The organism is Mesorhizobium norvegicum (genome assembly GCF_004919685.1).
Taxonomy (GTDB): domain Bacteria; phylum Pseudomonadota; class Alphaproteobacteria; order Rhizobiales; family Rhizobiaceae; genus Mesorhizobium; species Mesorhizobium norvegicum.
On record NZ_SMYZ01000117.1, the window covers coordinates 23609 to 39121 of the forward strand.

Here is a 15513-nt window from a genome sequence, read left to right on the forward strand (position 1 = left end):
AGCCATTCATCGGCAAGAAACTGTCAGATCGCTACCTGCGTGCCGATCTCGACCACGCGTCCGGTCGGGATCTGGAAATACTCCGTCGCGTCGGCCGCCGTGCGCGCCAGGCCGATGAACAACCGGTCCTGCCACACCGGCATGCCGGAATTGGGCGAGGCCTTGAGCGAACGCCGCGACAGGAAGAACGAGGTCGTCATGATATCGAATTTCCAGCCCTGCTTGCGGCAGATCGCCAGCGCGCGCGGGATGTTGGGCTGTTCCATATAGCCGAAGGTCAGCGTCACCCGCATGAACAGCTCGTTGACCGTCTCCATCTTGACCCGGTCGCTGTCGGGCACCACCGGCTGCGGCGCGGTCACCACCGAAAGGATGACGTTCTGCTCATGCAGAACCTTGTAGTGCTTCAGGCTGTGCATCAGCGCGGTTGGCGCGCTGAGCGGATCGCTGGTCAGGAACACGGCGGTGCCGGACACCAGCTGCGGCTTTTTCTTCAACAGATTGCCGGCGAGGAAATCGAGCGGGATCTCGTTGCGGCGGGTCTTGTCGAACAGATAGCGGCTGCCGCGCACCCAGGTCCACATGGCCAGCACGATGGTGAAGGCCACGGCCAGCGAGGCCCAGCCACCCTCGAACACCTTGACGATGTTGGAGGCAAAGAAACCGACGTCGATGAAGCCGAACAGCGCCGTCAGCGAGACTGCCAGCCAAAGCTGCCATTTCCAGATGCGCGTCATGACGACATAGAGCAGCACCGTCGTCACCAGCATGTTGCCGGTCACCGAGATGCCGTAGGCCGACGCCAGCCTGCTGGACTCGCCGAAGCCGACCACCAGCAGCATCACCACCAGCGCCAGCAGGAGATTGACGCGCGGCATATAGATCTGGCCGGACTGTTTTTCCGACGTGTGCAGGATTTCCAGGCGCGGCAGCATGTTGAGCTGCACCGCCTGCCTGGTCAGTGAGAACGCGCCCGATATCACCGCCTGGCTGGCGATGACCGTCGCGGCCGTTGCCAGCACTACCATCGGGATCAGCGTCCAGCCCTCGTTCATCTCGAAGAACGGATGACCGACCACGCCGTTCTTTGCCAGCACGAAGGCGCCTTGCCCGGCATAATTGAGCAGCAGGCAGGGAAACACGATCGCCAGCCAGGCGAGCACGATCGGCTTGCGGCCGAAATGGCCGAGGTCGGCATAGAGCGCTTCCGCGCCGGTGACGGCGAGGAAGATGGCGCCGATGGTCACGAAAGCGACGTCGGGCGAATTGATCAGGAAGGCGACGATGTAGTGCGGGCTCACCGCCCACAGGATTTCCGGATCGGCGATGATGTGGTTGAGACCGGAAAGGCCAATGGCCAGGAACCATACCGCGGTCACCGGGCCGAACACCAATCCCACCCCGCCCGTGCCAAAGCGCTGCACCGCGAACACCATGGCAAGAATGACCAGCGTCAGCGGCACGACATAGGGCTGGAAGGTCGGCGTGACGACATTCATGCCCTCAACCGCCGACAGCACCGAAATCGCCGGTGTGATGACGGCGTCACCGAAGAAAAGCGATGCCCCGACAATGCCGATGCCGAGCATCAGCGCCGAGCGCTTGGGGAAACTGCCGCGCGCCAGCGCCATCAGCGACAGCACGCCGCCCTCGCCGCGGTTGTCGGCGCGCAGCACGAACATGATGTATTTGATGGTGACGATGATCGTCAGCGACCAGATGATCAGCGACAGCACGCCGAGAATATCGCCGCGCTGGGCGACATTGCCACCCGACGACGCCACCAGCGCCTCGCGAAAGGCGTAGATCGGGCTGGTGCCGATATCCCCATAGACCACGCCGAGCGCGCCCAGCATCAGAACCTTGGTGCTGTGCTGTTCGACTTCCGAATGGCTCGATTGTTCGACGGGTTCTGCCTCACTACCAGTATTGGTAAGGGCCATGGACGACACTCCGATAAGCGCGCGGTGCTCTACGCTTGCTGCGATGCAATATCAAGTGCCGTCGCGTGATGGCTGCCATGCTTGCCCTGCGAGGCTGCCATCGCTACCACCCGCAGGCCCTGAGAAATCGCCCCACCGTACCGGCCATGCCATACTCCAACGCGTCGGCTGTCAACCCATGTCCGATCGACACTTCGGCCAATGCCGGAATGCGCTTGGCAAGCGCCGGCAGATTGCTGACCACCAGATCGTGCCCGGCATTGACCTGAAGTCCGGCGACAAGCGCGGCGTCGGCGGTTTTTCCCAATCTTTCCAGCTCCTTGGCCGCCTTGGCGGAATCGGAATGATAGCTGCCGTAGGGACCCGTATAGAGCTCGATACGGTCGGCGCCAGTGTCGCGTGCGGCCGCCACGCAATCGGGGTCCGGATCGGAAAACAGCGACACGCGAAAGCCCCCCTTCCTCAGACGCTTGACGATCGGTGTGAGGAACGCGGCCTGGGCCGCGAAGTTCCAGCCATGGTCCGATGTCGCCTGGGCCGGATCGTCCGGCACCAGCGTCACCTGTTCGGGCTGATGCTTTTCCACAAGCAGCAGGAAATCCTCGGTCGGATAGCCCTCGATGTTGAATTCCGCGCGCGGAAACTCGTCGTCGATCAGCGACCGTATCGCGGGCAGATCGGAGCGTCTTGTGTGCCGCTCGTCGGGGCGCGGATGCACCGTCAGCCCATGCGCCCCGGCCGCGAGCGCAATGCGGCCGAGACCGATGACATCAGGCCACGGCAGGTCGCGCCGGTTGCGCAGCATGGCGACGGCGTTGAGGTTGACGGAGAGCTTTGCGGGCATGCGGGCGGCCTCGTAAAATCATTCGACGTGCCCACCTATAATGCCTTTGGCGGGAACAGTAATGCCTTTGGTGGGAACAGACTGGGGGTTTCGGGTGTTCCAAGCCTGATGAACATGTCCGGAAAGGAACCGCCCATGAATTTTCTCGATTCCGTGCCGGCGATCCGTCGTATCGAGACCAGCCGTGACGACCTTTTCGCCATCGACATCGTCGGGCACGTCTCCGCGGCCGACGGCGAAAACCTTTTCGGGTTGATGGAGGCCGCCTATGCCCTTCATCAGCGCATTGATGTGCTGGTGCGCCTTGTCGACCATGACGGCGTCGACTGGGCCCATATCGCGGACGAGACCCTGAAGCAGGGCGCCATCCATGCGTTGGAACATGTCGGCCGTTGCGCGACGATCGGCGAACCGGACTGGATAGCGGACGCACAACGCTTCCTGCCGCCCTCACCACCCATCGAATTCAGACATTTCAAAGCGGAAGACGAGGCCGCCGCCTGGCAATGGCTCGGCGCCAGCCCGATTGGCGGGCAATAACTTGCAACGGCCCGGTTAGCGCTTCTTCCAAAGCCAGTTCAGCGTTCCGATCAACTCGTCGGCGTCGAGCGGATTTGAGTTCCTGAAGAACATCCTTTTGCCGAGCCTATAGAATTTCAGGCTGATACGCCTTCCCAGCGGCGGCTCGATCGAGAATGGGGCAAAATGCTCCCGCCACAAATCATAGTCGCCCCGCCAGTCGTCGCTTCTGTCTCCTTCGGGAGGCGCCAACAACAGGAAGTCCCGGCCGGGAGCGGCTTTTTCGAGAAGCATCGACAGTTCATCCATGTCCCGCCAGGTGACCGGCAAACCAAGGACGAAAAGCGTCGAACGACCATTTCGGATCAGTGCCCTCGTCGTCTTGCACCATCGGTCATGGTTTTTCCGAACGGCCCGATAGCGGACTTCGAGCACCGCTTCGGTAACATCATCCGGGAACAGGTGCTTGTAGCTGGTGCCGAACCGTCGGTTGGAGACCTTGCCGTCGGCGACCTGCAAATCATCGCGCTCGAACATTCCGGCAAAATCGCGCCGCAGATATTCCATCACCACCACGGGCGGCGTGCCTTGCCAGTCGAAAACACCGCGCCTGCCGCTCACTCTGCCAAAACGCTCCCGGATCTGATGGATTGTCCGGCAATCGGGGCCAAGACTGACGACCTGTTGGAAAACGCGTGGCATGACCGAAAAACTAATCTGACCGTCCAACAGAACGCAACGGGAGCCCGCTCCGGCGCCTCTACCTGACGATCGTCAGCCGCTCAGCCGCTCGTGTGATGGCGGTATAGAGCCAGCGCTGGCGGGTTTCCTTGAAGGCCCAGCTTTCATCGAACAGCACGATCTCGTTCCACTGCGAGCCCTGTGCCTTGTGCACGGTCAGCGCGTAGCCATAGTCGAAATCGTCGAAGCGCTTCTTCTGCTGCCAGGGGATATCGGCGTCCGGATCCTCGAAGGCCGCCTTGAGCAGCTTGATCTTGGCGACACCGCGACCCGGATCGTCCTCTTCGGGAGAAACCAGCAGATTGATGCCGGGCTTCACCGTTTCGCGCGATGAGGTCATCACCTTCCACAGCGAGCCATTGAGCAGACCCTTGGCCGGATCGTTGCGCAGGCAGACCAGCTTGTCGCCGGCCTGCGGATAGTCGGCATTGAAGCCTTTGAGCTCGCGCAGCCGCTGATTGTAGCGACGCCGCGTGCGGTTGGTGCCGACCAGCACCTGGTCCGCCTTCAGCACCAGGTCCTGGGTGACGTCTTCCTTGCCGATGACCTGCGCCGTGCCATAGTCGCCACGCATGAACTCGCGGCCCTCGCGCACATCGAGCGCCAGCCGCAGGATCGGATTGTCGCGCGCCTGGCGGTGGATTTCGGTGAGCAGGAAATCCGGCTCGTGGTCGGTGAAGAAGCCGCCGCCCGAGATCGGCGGCAACTGGCCGGGGTCGCCGAGCACCAGGATCGGCGTGCCGAAACTCATCAGGTCGCGGCCAAGCTGTTCGTCGACCATCGAGCATTCGTCGATGACGACCAGTTTGGCCCGCGAGATCGGGCTCTGCCGGTTGAGCGAAAAGGTCGGCGACATCGAGGTCTTGCCGGTGACTTCGTCCGACACCGACTCCTCGCCCTTCGGCCTGTAGATCAGCGAATGGATGGTGCGGGCATTGACCGCGCCCTTGGAGCGCAGAACCTGTGCGGCCTTGCCGGTGAAGGCGGCGAACTGCACCTGGCCGTCGACATGTTCGGCGAAATAACGCGCCAGCGTCGTCTTGCCGGTGCCAGCATAGCCGAACAGCCGAAACAGCTGCGGCTTACCGGTCTTGAGCCAGCGGGCAACCGCTTGCAGCGCCTCGTCCTGTTGGGGAGAGAATTCCATCAGCGCGAGAGACCGGATTCGCAAGGGAAAGACAAGACAGCTGTCACCACCATCGACTCGTCGGGACGCCCCGGTGTCGCCGACGGGTCAGGATATCAGGTGCAAACCAGAACGTAAAGGGAACAAAGCCAGCATGAGTTGGACCGCAAGATTAGCGCGCTCTGGACTCTAAGCCCTAGAGTCGCATTCTCCCGTAGGATAATGGTGCAAGACGAAAAGATAGGAATGGCAGGTGCCGACGGAGCAGCCACACCGAGACATATTCTTCTACATTGGCCCCCGGCTCAGCTGGCTGCCAACGTACAATCTCGATCAGCTTTTGGAAAAGGCGTTTCGAGAAAGTCCTTTCAGTTCAAATATGATGGAGGCCGGCTACGCCCAATCGGAGATGCTCAACGAGTATCGCGCGATTGTCGAAATCTCTTCGGCATTCAATCGTGTCCACCACAAAAACTCATTGTATGAGGCGGTCAATAGATCGCAATCTGAAATCGACGAAGCGCTTCGATCCAACGACAGCGATAACTATCCAAGCTACAGCCGTCTATTGGACTTGCTAATTCAACGTGGCGTCCTTGTGCGCCGAGAGCCGGCAACCGATTGATTTTCCAGAACAGGCCATTTGCGTGTGGGTCTGAGGCGACCTATCCGGTCGGCCGGGGATCGTTTTCCAGCAGGATCGGCTTGCCGTGTGGTGTGGCGTGCGCCGCGCGCTCCCAGGCTTCAGCCATCGCGTCGACATCGGCTCTGGCTGCCAGCCCTTTTGAAACAAGCAGGCTTTCCAGTGCCGCCAGCCAATGTTCGTAATAGTCGTGGCCGTCGGCAGCAGCACCGGGCTTCTTCACTTCGCTCGACAGCGCCTGCGCCCACTCGCTCCACGAGAACAGACCCTTGTCGTGCAGCGCTACCGTCATGGCGAAGGCTTCGGCCTGCCATGGCTCGGCAAACACCGGGGCATCGATGCCCGGTGGCAGCTCGGCCACATCCGTGTCACGCCGGTTCAAGATAGCTCTCCCAGGCATCGATCGACACGCTTAGCGCCGGGTCGGCGCCCTCGCCCCAGATTTCCGATCCTTCGAAAACCACGGTGTAGACCCATTGCGGGTTTTCGCCGTGCCCATGCGCGTTGCTGTCGGGGAACACGAACCCATCACGCACGGCCTCGATGACGCCACGCTTGCCACGGGCGTAGCGTGGCAGCCGCGTGTGGCCGGTCGGGTTGAAGTTCTTGGTCCGCACGGGATCGCCGGCCTTGAACCGCGCCGCCGTCGCAACCGGCCGGTCGCAAGGCCCGCCCTTGGCCAGCACACCAGGTACGTTTTCCGCCTTCAGCACCCTTTTCGGCGCCGCTGCCGGATCGATCGCCTCTCCTGCTGCCAGATCGCGCTGGGTGACGAAGCCATGGCGCTTGAGCAGGATCTCCAGCGCCTTGATCCAGATCTGGTAGTAGCTCGAGGCATAATAGTCGGCCGGATGCAGCGATTCCCGTGCATGCCGGCTCTCGTCGATGTTCCAGGCGCCCATGGCGCCGGCAGTCAGCGTCACGCCGAGCGCCCGCCTTTCCCAGGCGGCGTGGAAATAGGGTTCGTCCTTTTCGGGCGCGACCGGGCCGAACCCCATCTGTCCGCCAAGATCCTGCGGCCCGTTCATGCCGGCTGTCTCGCCAGGCCGGTGCCGATCATCGCATCGCGGCTCACCAACTCCGCCAGCCGCTCCTCGCTCCAGCCCTCGGTGCCCTCGGGCCGCATCGGCACGACGAGATAGCGCAGCTCCGCGGTCGAATCCCAGACGCGGATCTTCTTGTCCGCCGGCAGCGTCAGCCCGAACTCTTCCAGCACCCCGCGCGGATCGATCACCGCGCGCGAGCGATAGGGCGGCGCCTTGTACCAGACCGGCGGCAGGCCAAGCACCGACCACGGATAGCAGGAGCACAGCGTGCAGACGACGAGGTTGTGCGTGTCCTCGGTGTTGAACACCGCCTGCATGTGCTCGCCTTGCCGGCCCGAATAGCTCAGCGATTCGATCGCCGCCGTCGCGTCGCGCTTCAGCCAGTCGGCATAGGCTGGATCGCTCCAGGCTTTCGCCACCACCCTGGCGCCATTGCGCGGGCCGATTTTCGTCTCGTAAGTATCAACGATGACGTCGATCGCGGCCGGATCGATCAACCCTTTCTGGGTGAGGATGGTTTCCAGAGCGCGCACGCGGGCGGCAAACGGATCGAGTTCGTTGTCGTGATCATGATCGTGTGACATGGCGGCAAATTACGGTTCCGGTGACGCCGCCGCAAGCACGACGGCTTGGGCCAGCGGCACAGGGCGCTGGCCCTGCTTCTATTCAGCGGCCGCCCGCTGCGGTTCGGGCAGCATTTCTTCCCTGGCCTCGAACAGCGAGGGCTGGTCGACATCTTCGACCGGGCTCGGCTCGCCCTTGCGCTTCGACCAAAGCCCGACCAGCCAGCCTGAAAAATTCTCCATGTAGACATAGATCACCGGCGTCACGAACAGGGTGAGCGCCTGCGACGCAAGCAGACCGCCGACAACGGCAACGCCGAGCGGCTGGCGTAGCTCGGCGCTGGCGCCGGTGCCGAGCGCGATCGGGAATGTGCCCATCAGTGCCGCCAGCGTCGTCATCATGATCGGCCGGAAACGCATCAGGCAGGCCTTATGGATGGATTCCTTGGCGGACATGCCATCACGTCGGAGCTCCAGCGCGACGTCCACCATCATGATGCCGTTCTTCTTGACGATGCCGATCAGCATCAGGATGCCGATCACCGCGATGACCGACAAATCCATGCCGGCAAAATGCAGTGCAACGACCGCCCCGAGCACAGCCGACGGCAGGCCGGTGAGGATTGTGAGCGGGTGGATGAAGCTCTCGTACAGGATGCCGAGCACGATATAGATGGTCAGGATCGCGCCGCCGACCAGAAGACCCTGGTTGGCCAGCGAATCCTGGAAGGTCTTGGCCGTGCCGGCAAAGGTCGTCGAGATCGCCGTCGGCATGCCGATCTGCTCTTTGAGCGCGTTGATACGGGTCACACTGTCGCCGAGCGCCACGCCTTGCGGCAGGTTGTAGGAGATCGTCACGGCCGGAAGCTGGCCGAGCTGGTTGACCGTCAAGGCGCCGGCCGTGCGGTCGACCCGGGCGAAGGCGCCAAGCGGAACCAGACTGCCGCTCGCCGTCTTCATCTGGATGGCGAGCATCCGCTCGGGCGACCATTCGATCTTGGGATCGAGTTCGGCGATGACTTCGTAGCTGTCGGCCGAACCGAAGATTGTCGAGACCTGGTTGGTGCCGAACCCGCCATAGAGGGCGGAGCGCAGCGTGTCGGTATCGATGCCGAGTTGCGCGGCTTTATCGCGATCCACCACCAGCGTCGCCTGCAGCGCATTGTTCTGCAGGTCGCTGGTGACATCGGTGAAGGTCGCATGGTCGGCCGCCATCGCGTCATTCATCTTCTGCGCCCAGATATCGGTCTGGCCGGTATCGAGGCCCTGAACCACGAGCTGGTAGGCGCTGGCCGACGACCGTGAACCCAGCCTCAGGTTCTGCACCGGCTGCATGTAGGTCTCGATACCCGGCACATTGGCCAGTTGCTTGCGCAGATCCGACTGCACCTTCTCGATATCCGGGCGTTGGCTCTTGTCCTTCAACTGAACGTAGAGCTGGCCCTGGTTCAGCGCATTGTTGCCGCTGCCAGCCGACCATGCCACATGCGAAACATAGGGCGAATGGGAAAAGACGTTGGCCACCTGCCCTTGCAGCTTCACCATGGCGTCAAACGAAATGTCCTGTCGCGCGATGGTGGTCACCGATATCTGGCCGATATCCTCCTGCGGGAAGAAGCCCTTCGGCGAGATCTGGATCAGCCACACCGACGCTGCCGCGGTGCCGACAAAGACGAGGAACACCAGGAAGGTGTGCCGCAGGCAGAAGCTCAAGACCCGGTCGTAGCTGCGCGTGACGAGGTCCTGCTTATGGCCAGGGCCATGCTTGTCGCGGTCGACCTTGGTCACCGACAGCAGCCGCGAGCACAGCATCGGCGTCAGCGTCAGCGACACGAACATCGACGCCAGGATGGCGACCGTCACCACGACGGCGAACTCGTTGAAGATGCGCCCGATGACGCCGCCCATCAGCAGCACCGGGATGAACACCGCCACCAGCGAGATCGAGATCGAGATGATGGTGAAGCCGATTTCGCGCGCGCCCTTCAGCGACGCATCGAAGGCCGACAGCCCATCCTCCTCCATGTGGCGGAAGATGTTTTCCAGCATGACGATGGCGTCGTCCACGACGAGGCCCACCGCAAGCGTCAGGCCCATCAGCGAGATGTTGTCGATGGAAAAGCCGAACAGGAACATCGCGCCGAGCGTGGCGATCAGCGAAATCGGCACCGCCACGGCCGGGATGATGGTCGCCGTCACCCGGCGCAGGAACACGAAGATCACCATCACCACCAGGGCGATGGTCAAAAGCAGCGTGAACTGGACGTCGTCGACGGCCTGACGGATCGAGGCCGAACGGTCGTTGAGCAGCTTGATCGAGGCGGCGGCCGGCATCTGGTCCTGGAAGGACGGCAGCATCGCCTTGACCTTGTCGACGACGTCGACCGTGTTGGCGTCGGGCTGGCGCTGCACCGCCATGATGATCGCGCGGGTGCCATCGTACCAGCTCGCCGTCGTCGTGGTCTGCACCGAATCGACGACGCGGGTCACCTCGCCCAGCCGTACCGGGTGACCGTTTTTGGTGGCGATGATGATGTTGGAGAAGCCGGCCGCGTTGTTGAGCTGCGTGTTGGCGGTGATGGTGAGCTGCTGCTTGTCGTTCTGGAGCACGCCGAGCGGCGTGTTGCTGTTGGCCGACGCAACCGCCGCCTGCAACTGGTCGATCGAGATGCCGCGCGCGGCAAGCGCGGTCGGATCGATCTGGATGCGCACGGCGTATTTCTGCTGGCCGTAGATCGAAACCTGCGCGACGCCGTCGATGGTCGATAGCGACGGCGAGATGACGTTCTCCGCGAAAGCATCGAGATCGGTCAGCGGAACCGTGTCGCTGACCAGCGACATCAACAGGATCGGTGCGTCGGCGGGATTGACCTTGCGGTAGCTCGGCGGCGCCGTCATCTCCGGCGGCAGCGATTTCTGCGTGCGCGCGATCGCCGCCTGGACGTCGGCCGCGGCCGCGTCGATGTCGCGGTTGAGCACGAACTGGATGGCGATCGAGGTCGAGCCGAGCGAATTGGTGGTCGAGATCGAATCGATGCCGGCAATGGTCGCGAACTGCTTGATCAGCGGCGTCGCCACCGACGTGGCCATGGTCTCGGGCGACGCGCCAGGCAGCGAGGCCGAAACATTGACCACCGGGAATTCGGCGCTCGGCAGGGCTGCCACCGGCAGGAACTTGTAGGCAAACACTCCGCCCAGCACGAGGGCGAACGACATGAGCAGCGTGGCGACGGGCCTGCGGATGCAGAATTCGGAAATCATTGGGCCGCCTCGCCGGCTTTGGTGGCGTCAGCCACCTTGGGAGCGGCCTGGCTGCCGGCTGCGGCCGTGGCCTTGCCTTCATGCACCGCAGCGCCGTCCTTCAGCCTCGTCTGGCCCTCGATGACGACACGCTCGCCGCTTTTCAGCCCCTGGCCGATAGCGCTGTTTTCGCCTTCGGTCAGCGCCACCTGCACCGGCCGCATCTCGACGGTGTTGTCCGGCTTGACCACATAGACGAAAGGGCCCTTCTGGCTCGGCTGGACCGCGACGGTGGGAACGGAGGTCATCTGCGGCATGATGCCGGCCTCCAGGATGACGTTCACATATTGGCCAGGCCATAGCGAAAGATCGGCATTCGGAATGCTTGCCCGGGTGGCGATCGTGCCCGACGCGGTGTCCACGCTGGAATCGACGAAATCGAGCGTACCTTTGCCGATCGGCGTTGGGTCACCGTCCTTGGTCAGGGTGACCGCCCCTTGCTGCGGATTGGCAAGCGCCTTGTGCAACAGCGCCAGATTGCTTTCCGGCAGATTGAAGTTGACCTGCAGCGGGTCCATCTGGGTGATGGTCACCAGCGGGGTCGCAGTGCTGCTGCCATTGCTCGTGCTGACGAGGTCGCCGACGGCGACGCTGACCGCGCCCAGCCTGCCGGAAATCGGCGCCGTGATCGTGGCAAAGCCAAGCTGGACGTTGTCGGCGTCGATTGTCGCCTTGTCGGCATCGACGGTCGCCGCGGCAGCCTTTGCCGCAGCGACGGCCTGGTCGTAGGTCTGTTGCGTGCCGGCCTGCTTGGCGACCAGATCCTTGGCGCGCTGGAGATCGGACTGCGAGCTGGCGAGCATCGCCTGGTCCTTGGCGAGCGTCGCCTGATCCTTGGCAAGCTGCGCCCTCAGCGCCCGGTCATCGAGCGAAAACAGAACGTCGCCGACCTTCACCATCTGCCCGTCCTTGACGTCGATCGAGACGATCTGGCTGGAGACCCGCGCGTTGATGCTGACGACGGCCGGAGAGGAGACGAAGCCGATCGCGTAACGCCGGATCGGGAAATCGGCGGTCGAGGCGACTGCCGAGAGGATGGAGGCCGAGCGCGCCGCGCTGGCGCCTTTCTTGTCCGAACCCGCTGCCGGTTTGTCCGACGCCGCCACCTGCTTCACGCCGACAAGCTGTTGCACCTTGCCCAGCGCGTCAGGCGAAACATAGAACCACGCCGCCCCTGCCAGGCAGGCAACGGCAAGCAACGAAAGACCGACTTTTCCACGCATGGTCCAAGGTCCTCTCCACCCGACACGTCGTGGTCTGATGGTTCTATTCTAGCGCAAATCACGGCCCGTTGCCGCGATTTAGCCGAATAGATAGGACACGCCTTTGTCGGAAAAGGGCCAAAACACGGCATTACGAAGATTTAATGTGCACTGCACAATGGATGTGCAGTGCGGCCTGACTCCCGATCCGGACGGTCCGCCGAGAGTCCGGATCCTGTGCGCCCCAGGCCTATTTAAGCATCGGCCACAGCGTCGCCGCCAGCAGCACGCCCATGGCGATGTTGAACCATTTCAGCCGCACCGGGTCCGACAGGAACCCGCGCAGCGCGGTGCCGAAACCCGCCCATACCGAGACGCTCGGCAAATTGACGACGGTGAAGGCCACGGCGATCAACACCACCGACAGGAATGGATGCTCCGGATTGGTGTAGACGGCCATGGCGGTGATCGCCATCACCCATGCCTTGGGATTGACCCATTGGAACGCCGCCGCATCGATGAAGCGCATCGGCTGCGCCTTCACCTCGCCCTTGCCGCTGAGCGAGCGCGACATGGCGATCTTCCAGGCAAGATAGAGCAGATAGGCGCCGCCGGCGATCTTCAATCCGGTGTGCAGCGCCGGGAACGCCGTCAGCACAGCGCCGAGGCCAAGGCCCACGGCGACCAGCAGCACCAGGAAACCGATGCTGATGCCAAGCATGTGCGGAACCGATCTGACGATGCCGAAATTCACGCCCGATGCCAGAAGCATGAGATTGTTCGGCCCCGGCGTGATCGAGGTCACGAAGGCGTAGACGAGCAGGGCAAGGAATGCTTCAAGCGACATGATATCCTCCCTGATAAGTCAGCATTATTGTCTCTTCCCGGCGACCGAGCAAAGGCCACGGACAGCCCACAGCGGGGCCAGATGCCTCTCCCCTTTTGAAGGTGCTGGGCCGTTCGGCGCTTGCTACATCGCCTGTGGGCCGCGGTTCAACGCCGCCACGCCGGTGCGGCAGATTTCGACCAGGCCGAGCGGCTTCATGATGGCGATGAACTGGTCGATCTTGGTGCCCTTGCCGGTGATCTCGAAGATGAAATGCTCGGTGTTGGCATCGATGACGCTGGCGCGAAACGCGTCGGCCAGCCGCAGCGCCTCGACGCGGGCCTCGCCGGTGCCGGCCACCTTGACCAGCGCCAGTTCGCGCTCCAGAGGCCGCTCCTGGCCGGATTCATGCGAACGCACGGTCAGGTCGACGACGCGGTGCACCGGCACGATGCGCTCGAGCTGATGTTTGATCTGCTCCAGCACATGCGGCGTGCCGCGCGTCACGATGGTGATGCGCGACAGGTGCTTCTCATGTTCGGTCTCGGAGACGGTCAGGCTCTCGATGTTGTAGCCGCGCCCGGAAAACAGGCCGATGACCCGGGCAAGCACGCCCGGCTCGTTGTCGACCAGCACGGAAAGCGTGTGGTTTTCCGGCTTTTCCGTTTCCTTGGCGATGAAATAGGCCGAACCGGTCGGCTGTAGCTGTGCGTTCATGACATGAATCTCGATTTCAAGCTCTTGAGCTAATTCTCTGTTTGCGCACGGCTTCTCGTGACAGCCCTGCCTCGTATCTGCTGGCTACACCAGTTCCCTGCCCTTGGCGTCGATGGCGTTGGCCACCGCCTCGTCGGTCGCCTCGTCGGGCAACAGCATCTCGTTGTGCGCCTTGCCCGACGGGATCATCGGGAAGCAATTGGCGAGCGTCGCCACGCGGCAATCGAACAGCACCGGCTTCCTGACCGAGATCATCTCCTTGATCGCGTCGTCCAGTTCATCCGGCTTCTCGCAGCGAATGCCGTGGCCGCCATAGGCCTCGGCCAGCTTGACGAAGTCCGGCATCGCTTCGGTGTAGGAATGCGACAGCCGGTTGCCGTGCAGCAGCTGCTGCCACTGCCGCACCATGCCCATATACTGGTTGTTCAGGATGAAGATCTTGATCGGCGCATTGTGCTGCACGGCAGCGCTCATCTCCTGCATCGTCATCTGCACCGAAGCGTCGCCGGCAATGTCGATGACCAGCGCGTCGGGATGCGCGATCTGCACGCCGAGCGCCGCCGGCAGGCCATAGCCCATCGTGCCCAGCCCGCCCGACGTCATCCAGCGGTTCGGCTTCTCGAAATGATAGTGCTGCGCCGCCCACATCTGGTGCTGACCGACCTCGGTGGTGATGTAGGTGTCCATGTCCTTGGTCAGCGCGTAGAGCCGCTCGATGGCGTATTGCGGCATGATCACGTCGTTGTTCATCTTGTAGGCGAGCGAGTCGCGCGCGCGCCATTTGGCGATCTGCTCCCACCAGGGGTAGAGCGCCTTCTTGTCGGCCTTGGCGCCCGCCCGCCACAGCCGCACCATATCCTCCAGCACCCGGCCGACATCGCCGATGATCGGCACCTCGGTGTGGACGTTCTTGTTGATCGACGACGGATCGATGTCGATGTGGATCTTCTTCGAGTTCGGCGAGAAGGCGGTCAGCCGCCCGGTGATGCGGTCGTCGAAACGCGCGCCGATGCAGATCATCACGTCGCAGTCATGCATGGCCATGTTGGCTTCATAGGTGCCGTGCATGCCGAGCATGCCCATCCAGTTCTTGCCCGATGCCGGATAGGCACCGAGGCCCATCAGCGTCGAGGTGATCGGAAAACCGGTGAGATCGACCAGTTCGCGCAGCAGATGGCTTGCTTCCGGGCCGGAATTGATAACGCCGCCGCCGCTATAGATGATCGGCTTCCGGGCGCCGGCCATCAGCTCGACCGCCGCCTTGATCTTTTCCAGGTCGCCCTGGACCTTGGGCTGGTAGCTGGTGCGCGGCGCGATCTGCGGCGGGACGTAGAATCCCTTGGCGAACTGCACGTCCTTCGGAATGTCGACGACGACCGGACCGGGGCGGCCGGTGGTCGCGACATGGAAAGCCTCGTGGATGGTCGCGGCGAGTTCGTTGACGTCCTTCACCAGCCAGTTGTGCTTGGTGCAGGGGCGCGTGATGCCGACCGTATCGCATTCCTGAAACGCATCCGAGCCGATCAGCGAGGTCGGCACCTGCCCGGTCAGGCAAACCAGCGGGATCGAATCCATCAGCGCGTCCTGCAGCGGCGTCACCGCATTGGTGGCGCCGGGGCCCGAGGTCACCAGCATCACGCCGGCCTTGCCGGTCGAGCGCGCATAGCCTTCCGCCGCATGGCCGGCGCCCTGCTCGTGGCGCACCAGGATGTGCTCGACCTCGTCCTGCTGGAAGATCTCGTCATAGATCGGAAGGACAGCGCCGCCCGGATAGCCGAAGACATGCTTGACGCCATTGTCCTTCAGCGCCTGCACCACCATTTCGGCGCCAGTCATTTCGCGCCGCTCGTTCTGTCCGTTGCTCATCGGTCTGGTCCCGTACTGTCGCCCTTTGGGCGTTGCCATGTGGGTGTTATTGGTTCGTTTAGTCGTGTTTCAGGCAATAAAAAAGGCCCCCGAGGGAGCCTGTGTCTTGCGCATGGGGGGTTTTCGCCCGGCGGTTACACCGCCTTGCCCACGCGCTTTCCTACGAGAATGAGTGCC

At 62.8% G+C, this 15513-nt stretch carries 14 protein-coding genes; 2 read left to right on the top strand and 12 right to left on the bottom strand.

What is annotated here, in order from left to right:
- Positions 1-23: 23 nt before the first annotated feature.
- Positions 24-1943 (bottom strand): potassium transporter Kup, encoded by a 1920-nt coding sequence (locus FCU66_RS36560; RefSeq protein ID WP_136620230.1) that lies wholly within the window; start codon positions 1941-1943, stop codon positions 24-26.
- A gap of 103 nt (positions 1944-2046) precedes the next feature.
- Positions 2047-2787 carry a pyridoxine 5'-phosphate synthase gene (locus FCU66_RS36565; protein WP_136620231.1) on the bottom strand — a complete coding sequence of 247 codons (741 nt, stop codon included), beginning with the start codon at positions 2785-2787 and terminating at the stop codon, positions 2047-2049.
- A gap of 135 nt (positions 2788-2922) precedes the next feature.
- On the opposite strand from FCU66_RS36565, the gene FCU66_RS36570 reads away from it, so the two are divergent.
- Positions 2923-3327: a SpoIIAA family protein gene (locus FCU66_RS36570; RefSeq protein ID WP_136620232.1), complete on the top strand. Its 405-nt coding sequence runs from the start codon at positions 2923-2925 to the stop codon at positions 3325-3327.
- Between the two features lie 15 nt (positions 3328-3342).
- Here the strand turns inward: FCU66_RS36570 and FCU66_RS36575 are convergent, their stop codons facing one another.
- Entirely contained in the window at positions 3343-3927 is a 585-nt protein-coding gene (locus tag FCU66_RS36575) for a hypothetical protein (protein ID WP_136620233.1), read from the bottom strand.
- Positions 3928-4066: 139 nt separating this feature from the next.
- A complete protein-coding gene (locus FCU66_RS36580) occupies positions 4067-5194 on the bottom strand; it encodes an ATP-dependent DNA helicase (RefSeq protein WP_136620234.1) in 1128 nt (375 codons plus the stop codon).
- 232 nt (positions 5195-5426) lie between these two features.
- Between FCU66_RS36580 and FCU66_RS36585 the strand changes: the two genes are divergently transcribed.
- Positions 5427-5798: a hypothetical protein gene (locus FCU66_RS36585; RefSeq protein WP_136620235.1), complete on the top strand. Its 372-nt coding sequence runs from the start codon at positions 5427-5429 to the stop codon at positions 5796-5798.
- A gap of 40 nt (positions 5799-5838) precedes the next feature.
- Here FCU66_RS36585 and FCU66_RS36590 read toward each other — a convergent pair whose 3' ends face one another.
- The 8 genes from FCU66_RS36590 to FCU66_RS36625 all read right to left on the bottom strand — a co-directional run bounded on the left by FCU66_RS36590 (position 5839) and on the right by FCU66_RS36625 (position 15336).
- Positions 5839-6198 carry a nitrile hydratase accessory protein gene (locus FCU66_RS36590; RefSeq protein WP_136620236.1) on the bottom strand — a complete coding sequence of 120 codons (360 nt, stop codon included), beginning with the start codon at positions 6196-6198 and terminating at the stop codon, positions 5839-5841.
- The gene (gene nthB, locus FCU66_RS36595) at positions 6185-6844 is read right to left on the bottom strand and encodes a nitrile hydratase subunit beta (protein WP_136620237.1); all 660 of its coding nucleotides are present in this window, start codon (positions 6842-6844) and stop codon (positions 6185-6187) included. The genes FCU66_RS36590 and nthB overlap by 14 nt, the downstream gene beginning before the upstream one ends.
- Complete coding sequence (gene nthA / locus FCU66_RS36600) at positions 6841-7446, bottom strand: nitrile hydratase subunit alpha (RefSeq protein WP_136620238.1); 606 nt, start codon at positions 7444-7446, stop codon at positions 6841-6843. The genes nthB and nthA overlap by 4 nt, the downstream gene beginning before the upstream one ends.
- A gap of 78 nt (positions 7447-7524) precedes the next feature.
- Positions 7525-10686 (bottom strand): efflux RND transporter permease subunit, encoded by a 3162-nt coding sequence (locus FCU66_RS36605; RefSeq protein WP_136620239.1) that lies wholly within the window; start codon positions 10684-10686, stop codon positions 7525-7527.
- The gene (locus FCU66_RS36610; RefSeq protein ID WP_136620240.1) at positions 10683-11948 is read right to left on the bottom strand and encodes an efflux RND transporter periplasmic adaptor subunit; all 1266 of its coding nucleotides are present in this window, start codon (positions 11946-11948) and stop codon (positions 10683-10685) included. Before FCU66_RS36610 ends, FCU66_RS36605 begins: the two co-directional genes overlap by 4 nt.
- Positions 11949-12177: 229 nt before the next feature.
- A complete protein-coding gene (locus tag FCU66_RS36615) occupies positions 12178-12774 on the bottom strand; it encodes a LysE family translocator (protein WP_136620241.1) in 597 nt (198 codons plus the stop codon).
- Positions 12775-12897: 123 nt separating this feature from the next.
- Entirely contained in the window at positions 12898-13470 is a 573-nt protein-coding gene (ilvN, locus tag FCU66_RS36620; RefSeq protein ID WP_027044849.1) for an acetolactate synthase small subunit, read from the bottom strand.
- Between the two features lie 84 nt (positions 13471-13554).
- Positions 13555-15336, bottom strand: coding sequence for an acetolactate synthase 3 large subunit (locus FCU66_RS36625; protein ID WP_136620242.1), 1782 nt, complete (start codon positions 15334-15336; stop codon positions 13555-13557).
- Positions 15337-15513: the final 177 nt, after the last annotated feature.